At 39.1% G+C, this 22,309-nt stretch carries 22 protein-coding genes and 1 riboswitch; of the genes, 14 read left to right on the top strand and 8 right to left on the bottom strand.

The window, feature by feature from the left end:
- Nucleotides 1–124 precede the first annotated feature (124 nt).
- Both CXF64_RS05360 and recQ read right to left on the bottom strand, forming a co-directional pair.
- Nucleotides 125–409 (bottom strand): DUF3630 family protein, encoded by a 285-nt coding sequence (locus CXF64_RS05360; RefSeq protein WP_007583724.1) that lies wholly within the window; start codon nucleotides 407–409, stop codon nucleotides 125–127.
- A gap of 7 nt (nucleotides 410–416) precedes the next feature.
- Nucleotides 417–2,240, bottom strand: coding sequence for a DNA helicase RecQ (gene recQ / locus CXF64_RS05355; protein WP_101216527.1), 1,824 nt, complete (start codon nucleotides 2,238–2,240; stop codon nucleotides 417–419).
- A 385-nt stretch (nucleotides 2,241–2,625) separates the two neighbouring features.
- Here recQ and CXF64_RS05350 point away from each other — a divergent pair, with 385 nt between their 5' ends.
- A complete protein-coding gene (locus tag CXF64_RS05350) occupies nucleotides 2,626–3,081 on the top strand; it encodes a thioesterase family protein (RefSeq protein WP_024596241.1) in 456 nt (151 codons plus the stop codon).
- Nucleotides 3,082–3,132: 51 nt separating this feature from the next.
- Entirely contained in the window at nucleotides 3,133–4,050 is a 918-nt protein-coding gene (gene rarD / locus CXF64_RS05345; protein ID WP_101216526.1) for an EamA family transporter RarD, read from the top strand.
- Between the two features lie 17 nt (nucleotides 4,051–4,067).
- On the opposite strand, the gene CXF64_RS05340 is transcribed toward rarD, so the two are convergent.
- Nucleotides 4,068–5,303 carry a GGDEF domain-containing response regulator gene (locus CXF64_RS05340; RefSeq protein ID WP_101216525.1) on the bottom strand — a complete coding sequence of 412 codons (1,236 nt, stop codon included), beginning with the start codon at nucleotides 5,301–5,303 and terminating at the stop codon, nucleotides 4,068–4,070.
- Between the two features lie 86 nt (nucleotides 5,304–5,389).
- Nucleotides 5,390–5,764 (bottom strand): DUF413 domain-containing protein, encoded by a 375-nt coding sequence (locus tag CXF64_RS05335; RefSeq protein WP_007583734.1) that lies wholly within the window; start codon nucleotides 5,762–5,764, stop codon nucleotides 5,390–5,392.
- 91 nt (nucleotides 5,765–5,855) lie between these two features.
- Between CXF64_RS05335 and CXF64_RS05330 the strand changes: the two genes are divergently transcribed.
- The 8 genes from CXF64_RS05330 to ung all read left to right on the top strand — a co-directional run bounded on the left by CXF64_RS05330 (nucleotide 5,856) and on the right by ung (nucleotide 13,595).
- Entirely contained in the window at nucleotides 5,856–6,728 is an 873-nt protein-coding gene (locus tag CXF64_RS05330; RefSeq protein WP_101216524.1) for a LysR family transcriptional regulator, read from the top strand.
- Nucleotides 6,729–6,894: 166 nt separating this feature from the next.
- Nucleotides 6,895–7,827: a porin gene (locus CXF64_RS05325; RefSeq protein WP_024590705.1), complete on the top strand. Its 933-nt coding sequence runs from the start codon at nucleotides 6,895–6,897 to the stop codon at nucleotides 7,825–7,827.
- A 34-nt stretch (nucleotides 7,828–7,861) separates the two neighbouring features.
- Nucleotides 7,862–8,013: riboswitch (cobalamin riboswitch) on the top strand.
- Nucleotides 8,014–8,176: 163 nt separating this feature from the next.
- Complete coding sequence (locus tag CXF64_RS05320) at nucleotides 8,177–8,989, top strand: ABC transporter ATP-binding protein (RefSeq protein WP_101216523.1); 813 nt, start codon at nucleotides 8,177–8,179, stop codon at nucleotides 8,987–8,989.
- 1 nt (nucleotide 8,990) lies between these two features.
- Complete coding sequence (locus CXF64_RS05315) at nucleotides 8,991–9,995, top strand: FecCD family ABC transporter permease (protein ID WP_024590707.1); 1,005 nt, start codon at nucleotides 8,991–8,993, stop codon at nucleotides 9,993–9,995.
- 4 nt (nucleotides 9,996–9,999) lie between these two features.
- Nucleotides 10,000–11,484, top strand: a complete 1,485-nt coding sequence (locus CXF64_RS05310) for a cobyric acid synthase (RefSeq protein ID WP_101216522.1) — start codon at nucleotides 10,000–10,002, stop codon at nucleotides 11,482–11,484.
- Nucleotides 11,477–12,076, top strand: coding sequence for a cob(I)yrinic acid a,c-diamide adenosyltransferase (gene cobO / locus CXF64_RS05305; protein ID WP_101216521.1), 600 nt, complete (start codon nucleotides 11,477–11,479; stop codon nucleotides 12,074–12,076). Before CXF64_RS05310 ends, cobO begins: the two co-directional genes overlap by 8 nt.
- The gene (locus CXF64_RS05300) at nucleotides 12,076–12,936 is read left to right on the top strand and encodes a cobalamin-binding protein (RefSeq protein WP_101216520.1); all 861 of its coding nucleotides are present in this window, start codon (nucleotides 12,076–12,078) and stop codon (nucleotides 12,934–12,936) included. The genes cobO and CXF64_RS05300 overlap by 1 nt, the downstream gene beginning before the upstream one ends.
- Nucleotides 12,933–13,595 carry a uracil-DNA glycosylase gene (gene ung / locus CXF64_RS05295; protein ID WP_101216519.1) on the top strand — a complete coding sequence of 221 codons (663 nt, stop codon included), beginning with the start codon at nucleotides 12,933–12,935 and terminating at the stop codon, nucleotides 13,593–13,595. The genes CXF64_RS05300 and ung overlap by 4 nt, the downstream gene beginning before the upstream one ends.
- Before the next feature lie 106 nt (nucleotides 13,596–13,701).
- Here ung and CXF64_RS05290 read toward each other — a convergent pair whose 3' ends face one another.
- Nucleotides 13,702–13,890 carry a DUF3545 family protein gene (locus CXF64_RS05290; RefSeq protein WP_007583746.1) on the bottom strand — a complete coding sequence of 63 codons (189 nt, stop codon included), beginning with the start codon at nucleotides 13,888–13,890 and terminating at the stop codon, nucleotides 13,702–13,704.
- Between the two features lie 245 nt (nucleotides 13,891–14,135).
- Nucleotides 14,136–15,086, bottom strand: a complete 951-nt coding sequence (gene tal / locus CXF64_RS05285; protein WP_007376481.1) for a transaldolase — start codon at nucleotides 15,084–15,086, stop codon at nucleotides 14,136–14,138.
- A gap of 225 nt (nucleotides 15,087–15,311) precedes the next feature.
- Here tal and yaaA point away from each other — a divergent pair, with 225 nt between their 5' ends.
- The 3 genes from yaaA to CXF64_RS05270 all read left to right on the top strand — a co-directional run bounded on the left by yaaA (nucleotide 15,312) and on the right by CXF64_RS05270 (nucleotide 19,492).
- Nucleotides 15,312–16,091: a peroxide stress protein YaaA gene (gene yaaA / locus CXF64_RS05280; RefSeq protein ID WP_101216518.1), complete on the top strand. Its 780-nt coding sequence runs from the start codon at nucleotides 15,312–15,314 to the stop codon at nucleotides 16,089–16,091.
- Nucleotides 16,092–16,212: 121 nt separating this feature from the next.
- On the top strand, nucleotides 16,213–17,160 hold the full coding sequence (locus CXF64_RS05275; RefSeq protein ID WP_101216517.1) for a mechanosensitive ion channel family protein: 948 nt from the start codon (nucleotides 16,213–16,215) through the stop codon (nucleotides 17,158–17,160).
- 361 nt (nucleotides 17,161–17,521) lie between these two features.
- The gene (locus CXF64_RS05270) at nucleotides 17,522–19,492 is read left to right on the top strand and encodes a methyl-accepting chemotaxis protein (protein ID WP_101216516.1); all 1,971 of its coding nucleotides are present in this window, start codon (nucleotides 17,522–17,524) and stop codon (nucleotides 19,490–19,492) included.
- A 216-nt stretch (nucleotides 19,493–19,708) separates the two neighbouring features.
- Here the strand turns inward: CXF64_RS05270 and CXF64_RS05265 are convergent, their stop codons facing one another.
- Together CXF64_RS05265 and srmB are read right to left on the bottom strand one after the other, a co-directional pair.
- Nucleotides 19,709–20,029 carry a BON domain-containing protein gene (locus tag CXF64_RS05265; RefSeq protein WP_010553266.1) on the bottom strand — a complete coding sequence of 107 codons (321 nt, stop codon included), beginning with the start codon at nucleotides 20,027–20,029 and terminating at the stop codon, nucleotides 19,709–19,711.
- A gap of 272 nt (nucleotides 20,030–20,301) precedes the next feature.
- On the bottom strand, nucleotides 20,302–21,528 hold the full coding sequence (srmB, locus tag CXF64_RS05260) for an ATP-dependent RNA helicase SrmB (protein ID WP_007376476.1): 1,227 nt from the start codon (nucleotides 21,526–21,528) through the stop codon (nucleotides 20,302–20,304).
- A gap of 75 nt (nucleotides 21,529–21,603) precedes the next feature.
- Between srmB and CXF64_RS05255 the strand changes: the two genes are divergently transcribed.
- Nucleotides 21,604–22,302, top strand: a complete 699-nt coding sequence (locus CXF64_RS05255) for a tRNA1(Val) (adenine(37)-N6)-methyltransferase (RefSeq protein ID WP_101216515.1) — start codon at nucleotides 21,604–21,606, stop codon at nucleotides 22,300–22,302.
- Nucleotides 22,303–22,309 lie beyond the last annotated feature (7 nt).

Genomic DNA, 22,309 nt, shown 5'->3' with positions numbered 1-22,309 from the left:
TACATCATTGTTATTATAATGTAAGTAAAAGGTATGGATTTTGAAACTAATTAATTGTTACTCATATTCACTTATGTTAATAACCAACCTGGTTTAGAACCGCCTGTGGGCGGGGTATTAAAAGCTAACTTAAATAAAATGCTAAAGCTGCTAATAAGTGCTCAGCTTCATGGCCTTCGGCATTAATCCAAATACTTTGGCTGTAATGCTCATAGTTTAAATTAAAGGTCTGCTGATTATAGGTAAAGCGGACTTGATGGCGATCGGCGCCTGCAGAATACTCATTGAGTGTTACATCGTCTGAGTGTAAAAAGAGTGTGCTCCACAGTTCAAAGTCTTCATCGTGTGGAGGCTCGACTGGCGTAATTAAAATGTATTTATGGGCGTGGTCATATTCTATTTGGGTCATAACATACTTAATTTGTAGCTAGGTAATTGCGAATTGCAGTTAAAAATTCGCCGCCGTACTTATTTAACTTAGTAAAACCCACACCCGACACTTTTAAAAATTCACTGTCGTTTGTTGGCATAAGCTGCGCCATTTCGGCTAGCGTTTTATCATTAAATACCACATAAGGTGGTACATCATCGGCATCAGCAAGTTCTTTACGTAGTGCGCGCAGGCGAGCAAACAGTTTTTTGTCGTAATTAAATTGTGCTAATTTATCTTGATAAACGTGTTTGGCTTGCAGGCGTGGCTCGGCTAATTGCAGTGCGTACTCACCTTTTAAAATTGCACGCGCGGCTTCGGTTAACCTAAGTGACGCACCTTGCGTTATATCTTGGCTAAGTAAGCCTTGATGAATAAGTTGGCGTAAAATACTAAGCCAAAATTCACTGCTTTTATCTTTACCTATGCCGTAAGTGCTTAGCTCATGATGATTGTTATCGCGTATGCGGCTAGTATTTGCACCACGTAGTAATTCAACAATGTACCCAAGACCAAAGCGCTGGTCAGCTCTATACACACAAGAAAGCGCTTGTTGGGCAACCAATGTACCATCAAAGCTTTTAGGTGGATTTAGACAAATATCGCAGTTACCACAAGGTTCGCGCTGATACTCACTAAAATAGTTAAGCAATATTTGGCGGCGACACGTTTGTGCTTCTGCAAAGCTTGCCATTGCGTTAAAGCGTTGTTCTTCTACACGGCGGCGTTGCTCGTCGTCTATGTCTTCAAAAAAGCGTCTTACACGGCCAATATCAGCTGGGTCAAAATACATTATGGCTTCTGCGGCAAGTCCATCTCGCCCAGCACGCCCCGTTTCTTGATAGTACGACTCGATACTTTTTGGAATATCGTAATGCAATACAAAGCGTACATTGGGTTTATTAATCCCCATACCAAAGGCAACGGTTGCGACCACTATTTGTATATCGTCACGGGCAAAACCAGTTTGTACAAATTGTCGTTGCTCGTTACTCATACCTGCATGGTAAGCGGCAGCGTTTAGCCCTGCATCTGCAATTTTTTCAGCAATGTCGTCTACGCGTTTACGGCTGGTGCAATAAATAATACCGCTTTGGCTTTTTTGCTCTTTTAAGTAGCGAAGCAGTTGCACCATAGGTTTAAATTTTTCTTCTATGGTGTAGCGAATATTGGGGCGATCAAAGCTGCCAGTATGAATATAAGGCTGTTGTAGTTTTAGTTGCTCAACTATATCAAAACGGGTGGCTTTATCGGCAGTTGCAGTGAGCGCCATCATGGGTACATGTGCAAAACGTTGCTTTAATTCGTTTAAGCGAAAGTAATGAGGCCTAAAATCGTGACCCCAATGCGACACACAATGCGCTTCGTCAATGGCAAATAAGCTTACATTTAAATGCGATAAACGCTCTAAAAATTCGCGTTGTAATACTTTTTCAGGTGCCACATATAAAAGCTTAATTTGCCCCTGATGAAGCTGTTGATACACCAATTGCTGCTCTTCTCGCGCTAAGCTGTTATTTACGTAAGCGGCTTTTACCCCAAGAGCTTGCAGTTGCGTTACCTGATCTTGCATTAGCGAAATAAGCGGAGATATAACAATAGTGACGCCTTCAAGCACTAAAGCGGGTATTTGATAGCAAACCGATTTTCCGCCGCCAGTAGGGAGCAATACAAGCGAGTCTTGGCCGTTAATAGCAGCATCAATAACTGTTTTTTGGCCGTCGCGAAATTCACTGTAGCCAAACACTTGTTTGAGGACAGTTTCAGGTTTACGCACAAGGGTGCTAGAAGGTGGTGTTGATGTATTCATTGGCGGGTATTTTAGTGGTTTTTTAGTGGGATGTCTTTAGCTGAGTTACTTATACCAATCCGCAATACTACTTAATCAATTTGAGGGATCAAATCTGACGCTAGCTGCGTTAAAAATTTCTGATATAGAACAACTAAATAACGAGTTTTTTGCCTTGTTATAGACACTATTTTCTTACCTCCAGATAGATCACTTAATTAAGCTAATTGGTATTAACCTCAACTCTATTGTAAGTAAATTAAACTCTGGTAGTGTTGAAACCGCTTATTAAGATAGATCTGCTTTCTTAAAGTTAGGTTGCTAAGTAAATGATTTAACTAGAACCTCGTAGTTTTGCTTAAGTTATGCTTTACTCATCGTACCAGTTTAAACATAGAGAATAATAATGAATAAGGAAATGTTAATTGAACAAGTGGGCGCATTATTTGTAAATGGCATGCCGTTTAACCAGTTTTTACAAATATCGGTTGAGTCGTTGAGCCCTGAACAGGCCAAAATTACGTTTCCGTGGCAGGATGTACTCATTGGTAACCCTGCGCAAAAAATACTGCACGGTGGTGTTATTTCAGCCGTACTTGATAATGTAGGCGGTATGCTCGCTGCAGCAAGCGTGATTGATAAGCTCACCGATTTAGATATCACAAGTGTGCAAACAAAATTAGCCACGCTTGGGACTATCGACTTGCGCACTGATTATTTGCGCCCTGGTAAAGGAGAGAGCTTTACAGCGAGTGCCACACTTATTCGCTCAGGTAATAAAGTATGTGTATGCAGAATGGAATTACATAATGAGCAATCAGTTCAAATTGCTTTTGGGACAGGCACGTATTTAGTTGGATAAAACGTGTATGGGAAGTAAACTAGCGGCCTTTTAAATCACTAAGTGTTTATTATGTCGATTGATACTGAGCAGCGTAAAGGTGCTATTTTTGCTTGTCTTGCTTTTTTTATGTGGGGCCTTGCGCCAATATATTTTAAGTTAATTCAGCATGTTTCTGCCTTTGAAATTTTAATGCATCGGGTTGTTTGGTCGGTTGTATTTTTAGTACTAGTAGTAAGTGTTTTAAAGTATTGGGATAAAGTTAAACGCATTATTGTTCAGCCTAAGCTTTTGCTTATGCTTGTTATTACCTCAACATTACTAGGGTTTAACTGGGGTTTATTTATATGGGCTATAAATAATAACCATATGCTTGATGCGAGTTTGGGCTATTACATAAACCCTCTTTTAAATGTATTACTGGGTATGCTCTTTTTAGGTGAACGCCTGCGTAAGTTTCAAGGTGTAGCAGTGGCACTGGCCTTTACCGGTGTTGTGCTGCAGCTAATTAGTTTTGGCTCGTTTCCGGTAGTGGCATTTTCATTAGCTATATCGTTTGCGCTTTATGGTTTGTTACGTAAAAAACTACCCGTTGAAGCCTTGCCTGGCATTTTACTCGAAGCACTTATATTACTGCCTGTTGCACTCATTTATTGGTGGTTAATGGTGCCTACAGCAACATCAAGCCTGCCAGCTAACGATTGGCATACTAATGCATTACTGATTAGTGCAGGTATTGTAACTACATTACCATTGCTGTGTTTTACCGGCGCCGCTAAGCGTTTGCAATACACTACATTAGGCTTTTTTCAGTATATTGGGCCAAGCCTAATGTTTATATTGGCAGTGGTGTTTTACGGTGAAGTGTTTGACGCTGAGAGATTAGTAACGTTTGCATGTATTTGGAGTGCGCTAGCTATTTTTAGTTGGGACTCTTACCATCAATCACGCAAACGTAAAAAAGCGGCTATTACAGCCGCAGAAGTATAATTAACCTAATAGAGCTGTTAGCTAACTACTTTATTACGACCAGATTCTTTAGCGTCGTAAAGCTTTAAATCGGCCTGTTTTAATAATTCATCAATTTGATAAACAGGCCCATCTGCAAAACCAATAGATATAGTAAATTTGATTTTTTCTTTACTAAACTCTTGGCTGTTCGCCTCTATAAAGTACCTAAAACCTTCAAGTCTTTTTAGTGCTTCTTGTTTATCCGCATTTGCAAAGTAAACGGCAAACTCTTCACCACCTAAGCGGGCCACTAAATACTTTTTAAAATATTTACTAAAGCAAATGGAGAGCCCTTTTAATACTTCGTCGCCTACATCATGCCCGTGAGTGTCATTAATTATTTTAAAATGGTCAATATCAAGCATGGCTAGCGCTCCTGAACCTTGCTTATTTTTAATATTTTTAAGTGATTTGCTTGTTTCTTCAAAAAAGTAACGACGATTAGGTAGATTAGTTAGGTAATCGGTGTTGGCTTGGCGTTTAATTGTGGCTATTTGCTCTAGCATATCGACGTTTTGGCTAAGCCTGCAGTAAAACTCTTCACTATTAAAAGGTTTATGTAAATAATCGTTTGCGCCATTTTTTAAAAATAAACTAGAAAGCCCTAAAGAGTCAGAGCCCGAAATACCAATAATGGCTTTTTCGTCGTTGCTATATAAGCGGCGAATTTCGCTACATAACTCATCACCATTCATGTTTGGCATTTCGTTATCAGTAATGATGACTGAAATGTCGGGTGAATTTTCGAGCATTTTTAATGCTTCTTGTCCGTCTTGTGCTTCAATAATTTGATATTTGTGACGAACTAACAAGCTGCAAATGTATCGGCGAGTCGATTTAGAATCATCAACAACGAGTACTTTTACATTTTCATTGCGAGGTAAGCGGTGTAATTGTTTTTCTAGGTATTGGTAAGCTTGTTTGTTTTCTTTAATGATGTAATCGATGATTGGGTATTTTTCTACGGTGTCGCGAGTTTTTTTATCAATATTGCCCGTCATTACAATCGTTGGAATATCAGCATTAACAGTGCAGGGTACTGCTTCACCTGATGGGGCATCAGGTAATATAAAGTCAACTACAGCGCAAAAGTAGCTATTTTTACTTATAAGCTCTTTTGTTTGTGCTAATGACTCTGCTATATCAACTTCATAGCCTGCTTTAAGCGCGATGTGCTTTTGCACTCGCGCCATTGCAGGTGTATCTTCAACTATTAGTATTTTTCGCGTCACGGAACAACCCTGTTTATATTTTGCAAAAATATTTGCTTATACAAGTTGTAACTGTTAAAACGCAAAAAAGCAAATAACTTAAGTACTTACAGATTATCCGCTTCTGAATAATACTCTTGGCTAATCGGTGCCGGTCCTGACATTTTTGAGCGGCCAAATAAAGTATGAAACTTAGTTTTACAGGTCGTTAGCTTTAAGTATTTTACCCAAGCACGTTCGATTGGATTAGTAGGTTCTTGTGAGCCAGTTACTACTGCTACAAACTGTTCTTGATGTTCGTTTTGCGGCTCAATTGTTTTACTGTATAAGCCTCTTAATACAACACCGTGTTGTTCTAATATACTGGCTTCTAATAAGGTGAAGTTTCCGCTGCGGCTAAAACCACGTGGAAAATTCTGATCATCATAAAATTGACGTTGGCTAACAAATGCTTGGCGTAGTAATGAAATGTTATTGCTCATAGCTTTATCCTCATACCCTATTAATTAGCTGGAGTATGATGCAAGTTTGGCAATTTATTAAACAAATTATTTTTATCGTGAGGATAAAAAATTGGATATCGATTTATTAAAAACATTTGTTGAAGTAGTGCGTACGCGTCACTTTGGTAAAGCGGCCGAAAACCTTTATATTACGCAGTCTGCAGTGAGCTTTAGAATTCGCCAATTAGAGCAAGGGCTTGGTGTTAATTTGTTTATTCGCCAGCGTAATAATATTCAACTTACAGCACCTGGCGAGCGCTTATTACCGCACGCACAAATGATTATTACGGGCATGCAGCGCGCCAAAGTCGATGTTGCACTTGCCGACAATATGCATAAGCAAATTAGCTTAGCAGGAACGCCTAATATTTGGGATGCTTTTTTACAGTTTGGTATAACAAATATTGTATCGGCGATGCCGGGCGTGTCGTTGGTTGCAGAAGTTAAAGCACAACAAGAGAGCACTCGACTTTTATTAGAGCGTACTCTCGATTTGGCAATATTATTTGATCCGCCAAAAGTAGATGAATTAGTGGTAGAGCGAATTTGTGAGTTGCCAATCATTCCAGTAAGCGGATACGACACCGCAACGAACGAAAACTTTTTTGATAATCAATATGTGTATGTTGATTGGGGAACTACTTTTTCTCTTTGGCATGCGCGTCAGTTTACAGGAAAAACGCCACCTTACTTTAGAACCAGCACGGGACGTATTGCACTTGATTTAATACTGCAATGTGGTGGTAGTGCATTTATACCTCAAGTATTGGTTGAAGGGCATTTAGAAAAAGGTGAGTTGTTTCATGTTAAAGGGGTAGAAAACACCTCAAGAGACGTATTTATAGCGTATCACAGAGACAACGAGCAAAAAGAGCTAATAGAAACCTTAGTTAATTTACTTTCGAAAATGACGCCAAGCTTGTCATTAAAGCAAGATAAGTAAGTACGACCACTTACTAGGCTTTCATGTTATTTTGATTTCACATTTAATGCATTTTTATTAACAAAAAAAGACATTAATATTTCCGTTGTAATATTACTGTCATTTATGAATGACAAAATGCAGCAGTTTTGAAAATTAGTCTTTTGTGATTATCCAAGGAAATAACATGAAATTTGTAAAATCGAGCTTATGCTTAGCACTATTAAGTGGTTTATCTTTTAATGCACTTGCCGACGTAGACATTTACGGTAAAGCGAATGTAACAGTGCAATCATCTGATGATGGCGAAGGGTCTTTTACCGAGATAAAAAGTAATGCATCTCGTCTTGGTGTTAAAGGTTCTGAAAAAATAAATGATAGTTTAGAAGCGGTATATAAGTTTGAGTTTCAAGTTGATGTGTCTGATGCTGATTCAAAAGGCGATAACGACGACAATATTTCTGCGCGTAACCAATATGTTGGTTTAAAAGGTGCGTTTGGTCAGGTTGTAATTGGTCGTAACGATACTGCGCTTAAGCAATCTCAAGGTAAGTTAGATTTATTTAACGATCTTGAAGGCGACATTAAAAATGTATTTAAAGGTGAAAACCGCTTAGGAAATACAGTTAGTTATTCATCAAACTCATACGAAGGCTTTAAAGTACTTGCTACTTTTGTAGCTGAAGATGATGTAGACGCTGATAACGGTTACTCAATGGCGGTGACATACGGTGACGTGGCACTTAAAAAGAGCGCGGTATACGCCTCTATTGCAGCCGATAGTGAAGTAAATGGCTACGACGTAGTGCGTGCATCAATCCAAGGTAAAGTTGAAAACTTTAAATTGGGCGCAATGTACCAAACACAAGAAGCAGTAGATGGCAGCGCAGAAGCGGATGGTTACTTGCTAAATGCTGCTTACAGCATGGGTAACAACACATTTAAAGTGCAATACCAAGATATGGACTTTGACGACAGCGACGATAAGTCAGCAATTTCAGTTGGTCTTGATCACAAATTAAATAAAAATATTAAAGTATTTGGTTTTTATTCAAGCTTCGATATGGACAACAACGTTGACCAAGACTACGTAGGCTTAGGTATGGAATACAAGTTTTAACGATTAGTTAAAACACTCCCTTTTTAACCGCGCTCTTTTGAGTGCGGTTTTTTTTGCTTTAAATTATTTACTTAGCCGCCCATAATAGAGCTTCATTTGGAATGAGGTGCGAGTCCTCGACTGTTCCCGCAACTGTAATTAGCGCAAAGCTTTAAGTCAGATACAAATGAGCAATACCAATCAGCATAAATATTTGAACAATTTAACGAATTAAATTTATCGCTTAATAGGTTCTATATCTAAATAGATTGGTATAATTTTTTAACGAGCGGGTTTACTCATTTTTATTAATGCACTAGTTATTGTTAGCTGTATTGTTAGTGAGTACACGCCTACCAAGGACTCACTGTTGCACACTAAATCAGCGCTAAACACGCCTTTACTTAACGTTAAAAATGTTTCGTGGGGGATTGCCAATAAAAGCATTTTAAATAATATTAATTTGCAAATATCGCCAGGTAAATTTGTGGGTTTAATAGGCCCAAATGGGGCGGGTAAGTCGAGTTTGCTGCGTTGTTTATATCGTTTTAACCGGCCAATATCAGGGCAGGTTACTTTTAATAACCACGATATTTGGCAACTTAAAAGTGAAGATTATGCAAAGCAAGTCGCTGTGGTACTTCAAGAAACACCTTCGCAATTTAACTTAAGCGTATTTGATGTTATTGCGCTTGGCCTAACGCCTCATAAATCGCTATTTAGCTCAATAACTAACATTGATAAACAAAAAATCATCCAAGCTATCAACACCGTAGGGTTGGCAGATCATAGTGATCAAAGCTTTGAGTCGCTCTCAGGCGGTGAAAAGCAACGTGCCTTGATAGCCCGCGCCATAGTCCAGCAACCTCAACTGTTAATAATGGATGAGCCAACTAGCCATTTAGATGTTAAATACCAAATACAGGTTATGGAGCTTGCTAAATCGTTGGGTGTAACGGTATTTGCATCGTTTCATGATTTAAACTTAGCCTCTGCAATGTGCGATGAACTAGTGGTTATTAAAAACGGTGAAATTACACATACAGGCACGCCAAGTGAGGTATTAACCGAAAGCATGCTAGGCGAGGTTTTTGGTGTCTGCGCCCAAGTAAATAATCACCCGCAAATATCGAAGTCGGGAAATAGCATCCCTCATATCACTTACTTTTATGGTTACAAATAATATGAGCGCAGTTAATACTCGCCACTCACTTGCGCTATTTATAAGTGCTGCAGCTGCTTTATTTAGCTTATTTGCAGCACTTAGTTTTGGTGCAGCAGAAACCTCACTTCAAGACGTACTTAATAGTTTTTTACTCTCAAATGATGCGTCTTTTAATACGCGTATTATTTACGAGCTAAGAATGCCACGCACATTACTCGCCTTTTTAGCTGGCTCTGGTTTAGCAATTGCGGGGCTTATTTTACAAACGGTAACGCGTAACCCTTTAGCCGATCCTTACTTATTTGGTATATCGTCGGGTGCCTCATTTGGCGTGGTGTTACTTATGGCGCTAGCAGGTATTAGCGCAGGCTTTATGCTATCTGCAGCAGCGTTATTAGGTAGCTTGCTTGCTATGAGTTTATTAATACTCATTGCAGGTAGGCAGCAAAGTGCACAGGTAGAATCAATGTTATTAGCTGGTGTTGCTCTGTCATTTTTATTTAGTGCATTTACCAGCTTGTTGCTTTATTGGAGCGACCCTCAGGCGGTAGCCGCTATTTTATTTTGGACACTGGGCAGCTTTGCTCGTGCGCAGTGGGCTACGCTTTGGTTGCCTTTGTTGGTAATTACATTGTGTACGTTTGTAATGCTGAGCTATAGAAGGCAGCTCAATGCCATGTTACTTGGCGATGAAAGCGCAATTACATTAGGTGTTAGGGTCCAGCGCTTTAGAATACTAATGCTGGTTTTGAGCTCATTAATTACCGCTGTGCTGGTGGCTATGTGTGGTGGTATTGGGTTTGTAGGATTAATGGTACCGCACATTGTGCGCTTTTTTATCTCCCAAGGCACCATCGCGGGATTGCTAGTAACCAGCTTAGTGGGCGGTACATTTATGGTGTGGGTTGATGTACTTTCGCGCTCATTGCTAAAAAACCAAGAATTGCCCGTAGGTGTTATAACCGCTGCTATTGGTAGCGTGTTCTTTTTGAGTTTATTGTTTTTTAGAAAGCGAAGGGTGTAATTCCATGAAAACCTTAATGGTGCAAGGCACTACTTCCGACGCAGGTAAAAGTACCCTAGTTGCAGCCCTTTGCAGGGTATTTGCTAAGCGAGGGGTAAAGGTTGCGCCTTTTAAACCACAAAATATGGCACTTAATAGCGCAGTAACAAAAGATGGTGGCGAAATTGGTCGTGCGCAAGCTTTGCAAGCAATAGCAGCTAAAGTAGAGCCCGAAATAGACTTTAATCCTATTTTACTTAAACCTAATAGCGATACGGGCGCACAAGTGATTATTCACGGAAAAGCCATTAGTAATATGGAAGCGGGTAAATATCACGACTATAAAAAAGTGGCGATGGATGCAGTAATAACCTCACATAACCGCTTAGCTAAATGCTTTGATTTACTCCTTGTTGAAGGGGCAGGTAGCCCTGCTGAAATAAACCTGCGTGAAAACGATATTGCCAATATGGGTTACGCCGAAGAGGTAGATTGTCCTGTCATTATTATTGCCGATATTGATAAAGGTGGTGTGTTTGCACATTTGGTAGGTACGCTTGCGTTGTTAAGCGAGTCAGAACAGGCGCGTGTAAAAGGCTTTGTTATAAACCGCTTTAGAGGCGATGTAGGTTTGCTGCAAGGCGGGCTAGATTGGCTTGAAGAATACACAAACAAACCCGTGCTTGGCGTATTACCTTATTTGCACGACCTCGCGCTTGATGCTGAAGACGCTGTTGCAATTGATAATAACGTAACCAACGCCACAATTAATATTGCAGTGCTACTTGTTCCCCACATTAGTAACCACACCGATTTTGATGCACTGCGTTTGCACCCAAACATTAATATAAATTATGTGCGCCATACCCAAACGATCCCAGACGTTGATCTGATAATTCTCCCAGGCAGTAAAAATGTGCTGGGCGATTTAAATTTTTTGAAAAATGAAGGCTGGGACACTCAAATTAAGCGCCACTTACGCTATGGTGGCAAAGTACTTGGCATTTGTGGCGGCATGCAAATGCTGGGCAATACAATCAACGATCCCGATGGTATTGAGTCGTCATTAAAGCAAGTGAATGGGCTTGCTCTATGCGACTTTGAAACCACGCTGACAGCACAAAAAGTATTAACTAAAATAACCGCTACACTGCTTTTAAATAACCAATCAACACCCTGTAGTGGTTACGAAATACATGCAGGGATTAGCCAAGGTGCAGCGCTTGATAAGCCATTTTTAACCTTTGATGAAAACCACCCACATGGTTTTACGTTTGATGGCTTTATTAGCGATGATAACGCCATTGCGGGCACCTATTTACATGGTTTGTTTGATGAAGCCGATGCTACATCGCAAATTTTAAAATGGGTAAAACCAAGCGCCTCAATTAACCCAATTAGTATTGCCGCTCACCGCGAGCAGCAGTTAGAACGATTAGCAACTATGTGCGAAACGCATTTAAACATACAGCAAATTATCTCGATTTATGAAGGGCACAATAATGACTGAACAAAACAACGATAAGCACAAGCAACGTCAGCAAAAAGTAAAAGAACAAGTGGATGCGCGCGTTGCTGCAGCACAAGATGTAAAAGGTATTTTTCAGGTAATCACCGGTAACGGTAAAGGTAAATCAACTTCGGGCTTTGGCGTTGTAGCACGTTGCGTAGGGCATGGTAAAAAAGCAGCCGTCTGCCAATATATTAAAGGTACGTGGGAATGTGGCGAGCGTAATTTATTACAAGGTGCAGGTGTTGAGTTTGTTGTAATGAACACCGGTTTTACCTGGGATACGCAAAATAAAGAAGCCGATACTGCAGCCGCCCAAGCAACATGGCAAGAGTCAAAACGCATGCTTGCTGATAGCAGTATTGGTTTAGTATTACTTGATGAGCTTACGTATATGGTGACCTACGGCTACGTTGATTTAGATGAAGTAGTAACGGCGCTTAATAACCGCCCACCAATGCAGTCAGTTATTATTACAGGACGTGCAGCGCACCGTACTTTAACAGACCTTGCCGACACAGTAAGCGAAGTGCGTAATGTAAAACATGCATTCGACTCAGGTATAAAAGCGCTTGAAGGGTTTGATTACTAATGTTTAAAGCGCTTTTTATTGGGCTGCTGCTTTTTAGTGTATCGGGCAGTGCATTTACAGAGCAGGTTAATGATTCTAAAAAACTGCGAATAATCGCGCTTGCACCACATATAGTCGAAAACCTATTTGCCATAGGAGCGGGCGATAATATTGTGGGCACGGTTGATTACGCCGACTACCCAAGTGAAGCCCAAAGTATTGAGCGCATAGGGGGTTATTACGGCATCTCGCTTGAAAAAGTATTGGCGCTTAAACCCGACTTAGTAATTGCGTGGAAAAGCGGAAATCAAAGCGAAGATTTAGCCCAAATAGAGCGCCTTGGCATAAAAGTATATTTGAGTGATCCCACCACAATCGCTGGTGTAGCCGACGAGTTACTTACTTTTGGTGAATTTACAGGGAACATTAAGCAAAGCCAGCAAGCGGCAAGCGCATTTAAACATAAGCTAAATGGTATTGTTAAAAGCCAGCAAGATAAAAAAAATATTACCGGGTTTTATCAGTTATGGGCTGAGCCCATGATGACAGTAAGTAAAAATACATGGATAAGCCAACTGATTGAAACATGCCATGTAAGTAATGTATTTGCACAGAGCGTTACAGATTACCCACAAATTAGTATCGAAAATGTCATTGTTACTAAGCCACAAGTTATTATTATCCCTGATGAAAAATCAAAAACGCCACAGCCGGTTGTTAATTGGCAAAAGTGGCCAGAAGTGCCTGCAGTTAAAAACGATCAATTTATTAGCGTAAATGCCGATTTATTACATCGTTTTACTCCGCGCATGCTAGATGGACTCGCGGATATGTGTGATAAAATAGACGCATCACGTAAACAGATTAAGAGTACACAATGAGCGATTGGGCTACATTTTTAGAAAGTGAATTACAGCAACCTTACATGCAGCAAACGTTAGAGTATGTGGCTAATCGCCGCAATGAAGGTGTTGCTGTTTATCCGCCTGAACCTCAAGTATTTAGTGCTTTTGATGCCACAGCACTAAATGACATCCGCGTTGTAATTTTAGGACAAGACCCATACCACGGAGAAGGGCAAGCGCATGGCTTGTGTTTTTCGGTATTGCCTGATGTAAAAAAGCTGCCGCCGTCGCTTAAAAATATGTACAAAGAGTTAGCTACCGATATCAGCGGTTTTGCTGTTCCTGAACACGGGTACCTGCAAAGCTGGGCAGATCAGGGCGTGTTTTTACTCAATACAGTATTGACCGTTGAGCAAGGGCAAGCGCATTCTCATAAGCATTTAGGATGGGAGCAATTTACCGATAATGTAATAGCGCATATTAATAAACACTGCGAAGGTGTGGTATTTATTTTATGGGGTGCACATGCACAAAAAAAAGGTAAAGGCATAGATAGCGCTCGCCATCATGTTTTAAAAGGGCCGCACCCATCACCGCTTTCGGCGCATAGAGGCTTTTTTGGCTGTCAGCATTTTTCAAAAACGAATGAGCTATTACAAGCCCAAGGTGAAAAACCGATTAACTGGCAGGTGTAAATAACCTGGGCTCTGAATATAAATTTATCTCATGCAGCTATTTTCAGCGCATTAAAAAAGGCTTCCATATATCGGAAGCCTTTTTGTTTAGTTGGGGCGTATTGAATTAAAAGTCGAGCTCTTCAATCGCAATACTGTCTGTAAAGTAGTCTAGTTCTTGTAGTTCTTTACGTAGGCGCTGTTTGTCTTTTATTGCTTCTATTTCACGCCATTTTCTTTTTTTATTTTTCTGAGAGGTTTTCCTTGTTGTATCTGGTCCTTCTAATATCTCTAATATATCGTTTAGGCTATCCATGAACTTCTCCTATTGATTTTATTGACCTCAAGAATACCTATACCACAGGCCTAGTTAAAATAGAATAAAAAAGTGACAGTTATGTTACATAAGTGTGATTAATTGATGAAGGTTTATACGAAGATTATGCGAAGATTATGCGAAGATTATATGAAGTCGATATGAAGATTATATAGAGAGGTAGCGTATTTTAGGCATAAAAAAACGCCGCTATTGCGACGTTTTTAAAACACGATTATAGCAAATTACATTGCTTTAAAGCGCGCCTCTAGTTGTTCTTGTGCATCAGCAAAAGAGCGAATACCTTCAGCTAGTTTTTCAGTAGCCATAGCATCTTGGTTATGTAACCAACGGAACTGTGCTTCTGTTAATGGCTCTGGTTTTGGCTCTTGTGGAACATCGCTTTCAAGCAAATATTCTTGTGCGCCTTCAAGGTTACCTAAATCTTCTAAAAGATTAGGGCTAATAGTTAGCTTGTCGCAACCTGTAAGTGCAATAATTTCGCCTGTGTTACGGAAACTTGCACCCATCACAACTGTTTTGTAGTCATGACGTTTGTAAAATTCAAAAATGCTGCGTACAGACTGAACACCTGGATCTTGTAGCGGATCGGTTGGTTTTTCCATACCGTTAGCAACGTGCCAATCTAAAATACGGCCAACAAATGGCGAAATTAGAAATACGTTTGCATCGGCACAAGCACGGGCTTGGGCATCGCTAAATAATAAAGTAAGGTTACATTTAGTCCCTTCTTTTTCTAGCTGCTCAGCGGCTTTAATACCTTCCCATGTAGACGCTACTTTAATTAAAATTTTGTCTTTGCTTACACCTTCTTTTTCGTAAAGGCTAAGTAGGGTATGTGCTTTATCAATCGTAGCTTGCGTATTAAACGAAAGGCGTGCATCTACTTCAGTAGAAATATAACCAGGTACAATAGCGCTAATTTCTTTACCTAGTAATACGGCAAAGTAATCACATGCTAGTTCAAGTTGTTTAGCAGGCTCTTGCTCGGTTTCTTTTGCGTAGCTCCAAGCTTTATCTAGGTAAGGCTTATATGCTTCAATCTCGCTCGCTTTTAATAAAAGCGACGGGTTTGTAGTTGCATCTTCTGGTTGATGCTTTTTAATAGCTTCAATATCACCAGTGTCGGCTACGATAGATGAATGTTGTTTTAGCCTTTGTAGAGCTGAAGTCATTTGCTTTCCTCATTCCAAGCAAGTTAAAAGAAAAATCTAATCACTCTTAATATATCTAATCCATACTGCAACAGTGTGACAATGCTTGATAGGTCTTATGTCCTGATCAATAAAAAAACGGCAATGCATGGGTTATTAAGAGAGGATTTATTTAAACAAAACGTGCTTTTCGTTTCATTTAATGTTGAAATTGACACTAAATAAATTACAAGTCAATAGCTAACTATGATCACTGTTATTTCACCTGCAAAAAATCTTGATTACGAAACGCCACCCGCAACAGACAAGTTCACTCAGCCTGAATTACTAGAGCACAGCGAAGAGCTCATGAAAGTATGCCGTGAACTAACACCAGCGCAAATTGGCAGTTTAATGAAAATTAGCGACAAGCTATCTGGGCTTAACGCAGCACGCTTTAGTGAGTGGGCGCAGCCGTTTACACAAAGCAATGCTAAACAAGCCGCTCTTGCCTTTAATGGTGATGTATATGGCGGTTTAGATGCAAGTACACTTAAAACTAGTGAGCTTGATTACGCACAAAACCATTTACGTATCCTTTCGGGTTTATACGGCTTATTAAAACCACTTGATTTAATGCAAGCTTACCGTCTTGAAATGGGCACCAAGCTCGAAAATTCACGTGGCAAAAACTTATACGAGTTTTGGGGCAGCGTAATAGCGAATAAACTAAACGACGTATTAAAAGCGCAAGACGCACAATATTTAGTTAACCTTGCTTCAAACGAATACTTTAAAGCGGTAGATAAGAAAGCATTAAATGCACAAATTATTACCCCACACTTTAAAGACTGTAAAAACGGTCAATACAAAGTAATTAGCTTTTACGCTAAAAAAGCACGCGGCATGATGGCGCGCTACATTATCGAAAATAAAGTAACGCAGTTAAGCCAACTTAAAGAGTTTACGGTAGCAGGTTATTACTTTAGCCCAGAGGCAACAGTTAAAGAGCTTGAGCCGGTATTTATGCGCGACGAACAAAATTAGGTTTATAAGCTTAAATAAAAAATTTAAAAGCCATGCATTGCATGGCTTTTTTGATGTTGGCGTTATATTTGCAATCTCATCTAATATTAATGAGAACACTAATTAAATAGGTGCAAATAAAATGATCAGCATTCCGTCAATTGACGAAGCCGAAAAACTAATAGAAGAAAAGCTCGGAGGGTGGTTTGATGTTGTAATAAGCCATATCCCTAATTTTATAGTTGCGATACTGATCGCAATTGTGTTTTCAATATTGGCGCGCTTTGCTGGCAAGCTGATGAAAAACGTATTACGCCGCTCACTCGACTCAACACAAATTGCCGACTTAATGGCGTCAATTTTTAAAGTTATTGTGTTGTGCATAGGTTTATTTATAGCGCTTGATTTTGTTGGGCTAAAAGGTACTGTTACTTCGCTACTTGCTGGTGCAGGTATTGTGGGTTTAGCCATTGGTTTTGCGTTTCAAGACATGACCGAAAACCTAATTGCTGGTATAGCAATGGGTGTACGTAAGCCATTTAAAACAGGTGACGTAATAGAAACCGATGATGTGTTTGGTTCAATACATTCTATAAACCTACGTAACACGCTAATAGAGAGCTTTTACGGGCAGTTAATACTGGTACCAAACAAAGTATTATTTAGAAACGTACTAAAAAACTACACCACTTTAGGTGTTAGGCGCATAGAGGTACCCGTAGGTATTTCGTACGGCGACGACATAGAAAAAGCAAAAGACGTCATCGTCGATAAAATAAATGAATTTGATTTCGTAATACGTAAAGACGAAACCGCAGTATACGCCGAAGGTTTTGGTGACAGCAGCATTAACTTACTGGTATGGTTTTGGATTAAATACCCAGGCGAGCCTGACTTTATGACGGTACGCCACAAAGGTGTTGTTGCCGTTAAGCAGGCACTTGATGAAGCTGATATTAGTATTCCATTCCCAATTCGTACTTTAGATTTTGGTATTAAAGGCGGCGAAAAACTCGATGCCATGATAAGCGATAAAATAAGCCAGCAATCATCAAATAAAGACGGTACTGACTCTGACCAAAGTGAGTAATTTAGTTAAAACTCACTAGGCAAAAGCATTGGGAAATAGTTACTTACCAACAGCGCGTTTTTACAGAGTAAAACGCGCTTTTTAGACATTTTATAAAATAAAGGATATTTCTAATTTTAAAGTTAAGTCCCTTAATATAAGTATAAATTATCATTTTCCCATAAGAGCGCAATAAATAAACTTGTAACCATTATAAATACATAAACAACGAGATGTTTGGATAATAAATGCATTTTAGTGGTTTTATGTTCCTATTTTGTTTGTTTCCCTCTGTAAATTCGGTTTTTTTGAATAAATAAATTCATTTTTAGCTTTTGGTAGGCTAGATTTAACTTAACTGCTCTTTATTTAGTAAATACAAATGCCAAGCAAGAAAGAAAGTTCAGCTTTTCAAACGAGTCACTGGAGTTTAAAAACTAAGCTAACATTAATTTTCCTACTCGTAGGGATAATACCTGCCCTCATAATTACTACAATTTCTACATTACAATCAAAATCACGCGTCGAATACAATATATCTCAGTCGCTTGAGGCGATTAATCAAATAAAAAAAACTCAGATCGAAAATTATTTTAATCAAAAAAGGGCAGATATTGAGCTTTTGGCTTTAATTGTTCCGCAGCTTGAGGAAGACAACTATGATCGCTTTTTTACAGAATATATACAGAAGTATGACTATTACGATGTGTTTTTAATTAATAACAATGGGCTTATTTATTACACTCAAGCTAGAGAATCTGATTATCAAACAAACATATTAAAAGGGAAATATGCGAGTTCAAATTTAGGAGATTTAATTAAAGAGGTTAAACAATCTAAAAGTTTTAGTATTGCTGATTACAAACCGTATGCACCAAGTAATGGAGAACCCGCTGCGTTTATTGCTATACCTGTTGATGGTAGCGATACAATAGTTGCTTTGCAGCTTTCAAGTGAAGGGACTAATCAAATAATGGGTGTTCGCGAAGGGATGGGAGAAACTGGTGAGAGTTACCTAGTTGGAGAAGATAAGCTAATGCGTTCTGATTCATATCTTGACCCAGAAGGACATTCACTCAAAGCAAGTTTTGCAGGAACTGTAACAAATAATGGTGCTGATACAGAGGCTGTAAATTTAGCTTTAAATGCTCAACATGGTACTAAAATAATAAAAGATTATAATGGAAATAACGTACTTTCTGCCTTCGATAGTATAAAGATTGGAGATTTTAGCTGGATTATATTAAGTGAAATTGACGAATCAGAAGCATTTTCACCAGTCCATCAGACTGTGCTTTTTAGTGTGATTTCTATAATAGTAGCTGCAATTGTTGTTGTATTTATTGGTGTTTTCTTTTCTCGAAAAATAGCGACTCCAATAATTGTAGCTTCCAATTTTGCTAAAAAAGTGGCGGCAGGAGATCTTAGCAGTAATATCGAAGTTAATTCACACGATGAGGTAGGCATGCTACAAGTTGCATTGCATACCATGTTAGAAAATCTCAGAAAAATGATTGGTGAATTATCTAACGTTGCAGTTCAGCAAGGCAGTACAGCAACAGAGCTTGCCTCAGTTACTGAGCAAACTAGCTTAGCAGTTACCGAGCAGCAAGCACAAACTATACAAGTTGCAGCCGCCACTACCGAAATGACTGAAACAGTAAAAGAGATAGCGAGTACAACTGCTAGTGCATCATTATTATGTGAAAATATTCAAAGAATGGCTCGAGAAGGCTCTGAAAATAATGATAGTACTTACAACGCACTTGTTTCTCTTGGAGAAGCTACAAAAAAATCAGCACATGAAGTGACGGAGTTGAAGCATAATTCAGAAAAAATAGTGAATGTATTAGGCGTTATTAAAAAGATAGCTGATCAGACTAATTTACTTGCTTTGAACGCAGCAATTGAAGCAGCTAGAGCTGGTGAACAAGGGCGTGGTTTTGCTGTTGTTGCTGATGAAGTACGAAGCTTAGCTAAGTCTACGCAAGAGTCTACAATGGAGGTTGAAGTGATAATTGAAGCTGTTGTGAGTGCCAGTAACGCAGCTGTTCAAGCAATGACAGACAATGTAGGACAAACAACTCAAGTTCAGGAAATAGCTAAGAAAGCAAACTTAATCAATAGTAATGTAGGCAAAGCAGTAGATGAAATTTTTGATATGGTTGTTCAAATTGCAACCGCCTCTGAGCAGCAGGCAACCACCATCGATGAAATATCACGAAATATAGGTGTCATAAATATGGGTATATCAGAGACCGAGCAGGCAGTTAGAGATATCGCACAGTCAAGTAGCGAATTGTCTAGGATGGCAAACGGTTTAAATGATGAGGCCCAAAAGTTTAGTCTTTAACTTACTCTATTAATTTAGAAATCTTTGATTTAATGACGCTAATCATACAGATATAACTACGGTAGGATGTTACAGGGACGTACAATAAAAGACGTAAATAAGCGCGTGCCAAATAGTGCACGCGCATAAATGAATATTAGAGTTGGTGAGACATTTTGCAACCGATGAGCTCGTAAATTACAAACTTCCAACATATTTATGTTTTATTCTAATATGTTAAATAACGCTAATTTTATTACGAATGATTTTTACGCCATCCATATTTTCTAAAAACTTTTGAGCTAGTGCGCGCTGAAAACCAGTTTGTGCTTCACCGTATAAATCTACTTCACCATTTTTTACCTGCACACGAATATCACTTAACGCTAGGTTAGGATTAGTTCGTAGGGTGTTGGTGATAGCTTGTTGTAAGTTAGGTTGAGTGGCTACACTGCTTACTACGGCCATGTTGGTTGCTGCACTTACCTTTGTAGCGCAAGCTAATAAAAATAAACAACAAAATGATACTAAAGCGATAGTTAACTTGAAGCGGTTCATAACTTAATCCTTACATTACGGTGAATAGTGCAGCCACAATATGGAAATTCCATCGGCTAGGTTATCTTTGTAGTTACAATTTCGGTGCCAATATTAACACTATGAAATATAAGGGAATTTTATTAATTGGGAATTCAGGTAGGCAAAAATTACATTTAAATGAGTATGAGTTACATGCTTGGGTTACATATGTAACAGGTACAAACAGCAGAGCCTCCAAGGCTTGCATTAAAAAGCCGACAAAAGTCGGCTTAGTATAAAAATGTTTTAGGTTACTTTTTCTTTTTAACCTTAGCCTTTTTCTTGGCTTTCATTTTTACTGGATCTTTACGCTTTTTAGCTGGTGGCTTAGCTTCTTTATGTTGTGGCTCGACACCTCTAATTACACGGCGTTTTAATTTTTGTTCAACGTAGCGCTCTACTTTATATAAAATACCAATATCGTGTGCTTCAACTAGCGATATTGCTATCCCTTTTTTACCAGCACGGCCAGTACGACCAATACGGTGTACATATACGTCGGCAGTACGCGGCATATCAAAGTTAATAACGTGGCTGATATCAGATACGTCAATACCACGTGCAGCTACGTCGGTAGCAACTAATATGCTTGTTTTGCCACTGTGGAAGTTTTCCATGGCTTTCATACGTTTGTCTTGTGGCATTTCGCCGCGTAACCACGCTGCTTTTACATCATTAGTTGTAAGTTCGCCAATCAATGTTTCTAAGCGTTCGCGAGTTTTAACAAACACAATCGCTTTAGTTACGTCAGGATTTTTTAGCGTATTAACTAATAATTCAAGTTTGTGATGATAATCGTCGGCTAAATGTACCCATTGGTGAATTTTTGCTTTTTCTTTACGTGACGATTCGGCTTCTAATAGAGCTGGGTCGTTTAATGTTTTTTCAGCAAACCTTTCTACGCTGTCACCTTCAAGTGTTGCTGAGAATAAAAAACATTGGCGACGATTTTTAGCTTCGTCACAAATACGGCTCATTTCTTTTTTAAAACCCATATCTAACATGCGATCTGCTTCATCAATAATAAGCATTTCTACATGTTCAGCATGAAAGTTTTCGGTTTCTAGGTATTCCATTAATCGACCTGGTGTGGCGATTAAAATATCGTTATTTTTTTCAAAAATTTCTTTATGCGTGCCGTAGTTAATACCGCCTGTTACTACACCAATTTTTAGGTGTGTGCGCTTAGCTAGCAGTTCACATTGTTCATGAATTTGATAAGCCAACTCACGAGTTGGGGTCATAACGAGTACGCGCGCAAAACCAGGGTCACGACGTGGGAAATCCAGTAAGTACTGAATAGCCGGAATTAAAAATGCCGCTGTTTTACCTGTACCAGTAGGCGCAGATGCTAAAATGTCGCGCCCCTGTAGTGCTTCAGGAATAGCTTGTTGTTGAATGCTGGTTGGCGTCTCGTAGCCCATTTTATTAATGGCATCGAGTAGCTTGTTATCAAGATCAAATTCAGAAAATTGCATAGAGTGTCTAAAATAAGGGACAATTACCCTGATTATACGCGCTATGCTGCGCTTGGTGAATGAAAAGGTGAAAAAATGTCTGGTTTTGTATTTAAACAATTTAAAGTTGAACACGACCACTGTGCAATGAAAGTTTCTACCGATGGCATTTTGCTTGGTGCATGGGCTAATTTAAGCGGCGCAAAGTCATTACTTGATATAGGCACCGGCACCGGCTTACTAGCACTAATGTGTAAGCAGCGCAGTAATGAGCTTGATATAACTGCGGTAGAAATTGACGAAAGCGCCTATACCCAAGCATTAAAAAATGTAGCTAATAGTCCGTGGCCAACTATAAGTATTACGCACCAAACTATTCAACGCTTTAGTAGTGAAGTTAAATTTGACGTGGTTATCTCTAATCCACCGTATTTTAATCACAGTTTAAAAGGCGATAATGCTGCGCGTAATGCCGCACGCCATACAGACGGATTAAGTTTTGAAGAGTTAATTAATGCGTTTAAACGCTTAAGCCATAGCCGCGCTCGCTTTAGCTTAATACTCCCAAGCGTTGAAGGCGCATTATTTATAGAGCTTGCTACTCAAAATGGGCTTTATTTAAATGCTCATTGCCAAGTAAAAGCCACGCCCAACAAAGATATTAGCCGCAGTTTAATGACATTTAGCTACGTAAAAAGCGATATAGAATCATCAATCCTGTGTATTAGAAACTTAGATAATACCTACACCGCTGATTATATAGCTCTGTGCAAAGCATTTTATTTAAAAATGTAAATTGCCA

This window comes from Pseudoalteromonas sp. GutCa3, assembly GCF_002836155.1.
In the GTDB taxonomy this organism is placed as follows: Bacteria; Pseudomonadota; Gammaproteobacteria; order Enterobacterales; family Alteromonadaceae; genus Pseudoalteromonas; species Pseudoalteromonas arctica.
Note: the sequence above shows the minus strand (reverse complement) of the source record. Positions and strands in the feature narration are given on the sequence as shown.

Bases quoted from the DNA above. Each gene is read 5' to 3' on its own strand.
- CXF64_RS05360 (WP_007583724.1), bottom strand. From the start codon at position 409: ATGACCCAAATAGAATATGACCACGCCCATAAATACATTTTAATTACG.
- CXF64_RS05310 (WP_101216522.1), top strand. From the start codon at position 10,000: ATGAAAACCTTAATGGTGCAAGGCACTACTTCCGACGCAGGTAAAAGT.
- ung (WP_101216519.1), top strand. From the start codon at position 12,933: ATGAGCGATTGGGCTACATTTTTAGAAAGTGAATTACAGCAACCTTAC.
- CXF64_RS05270 (WP_101216516.1), top strand. From the start codon at position 17,522: ATGCCAAGCAAGAAAGAAAGTTCAGCTTTTCAAACGAGTCACTGGAGT.
- rarD (WP_101216526.1), top strand. From the start codon at position 3,133: ATGTCGATTGATACTGAGCAGCGTAAAGGTGCTATTTTTGCTTGTCTT.
- tal (WP_007376481.1), bottom strand. From the start codon at position 15,086: ATGACTTCAGCTCTACAAAGGCTAAAACAACATTCATCTATCGTAGCC.
- CXF64_RS05275 (WP_101216517.1), top strand. From the start codon at position 16,213: ATGATCAGCATTCCGTCAATTGACGAAGCCGAAAAACTAATAGAAGAA.
- CXF64_RS05315 (WP_024590707.1), top strand. From the start codon at position 8,991: ATGAGCGCAGTTAATACTCGCCACTCACTTGCGCTATTTATAAGTGCT.
- CXF64_RS05325 (WP_024590705.1), top strand. From the start codon at position 6,895: ATGAAATTTGTAAAATCGAGCTTATGCTTAGCACTATTAAGTGGTTTA.
- CXF64_RS05335 (WP_007583734.1), bottom strand. From the start codon at position 5,764: ATGAGCAATAACATTTCATTACTACGCCAAGCATTTGTTAGCCAACGT.
- CXF64_RS05265 (WP_010553266.1), bottom strand. From the start codon at position 20,029: ATGAACCGCTTCAAGTTAACTATCGCTTTAGTATCATTTTGTTGTTTA.
- CXF64_RS05290 (WP_007583746.1), bottom strand. From the start codon at position 13,890: ATGGATAGCCTAAACGATATATTAGAGATATTAGAAGGACCAGATACA.
- recQ (WP_101216527.1), bottom strand. From the start codon at position 2,240: ATGAATACATCAACACCACCTTCTAGCACCCTTGTGCGTAAACCTGAA.
- CXF64_RS05350 (WP_024596241.1), top strand. From the start codon at position 2,626: ATGAATAAGGAAATGTTAATTGAACAAGTGGGCGCATTATTTGTAAAT.
- srmB (WP_007376476.1), bottom strand. From the start codon at position 21,528: ATGCAATTTTCTGAATTTGATCTTGATAACAAGCTACTCGATGCCATT.
- CXF64_RS05255 (WP_101216515.1), top strand. From the start codon at position 21,604: ATGTCTGGTTTTGTATTTAAACAATTTAAAGTTGAACACGACCACTGT.
- CXF64_RS05300 (WP_101216520.1), top strand. From the start codon at position 12,076: ATGTTTAAAGCGCTTTTTATTGGGCTGCTGCTTTTTAGTGTATCGGGC.
- cobO (WP_101216521.1), top strand. From the start codon at position 11,477: ATGACTGAACAAAACAACGATAAGCACAAGCAACGTCAGCAAAAAGTA.
- yaaA (WP_101216518.1), top strand. From the start codon at position 15,312: ATGATCACTGTTATTTCACCTGCAAAAAATCTTGATTACGAAACGCCA.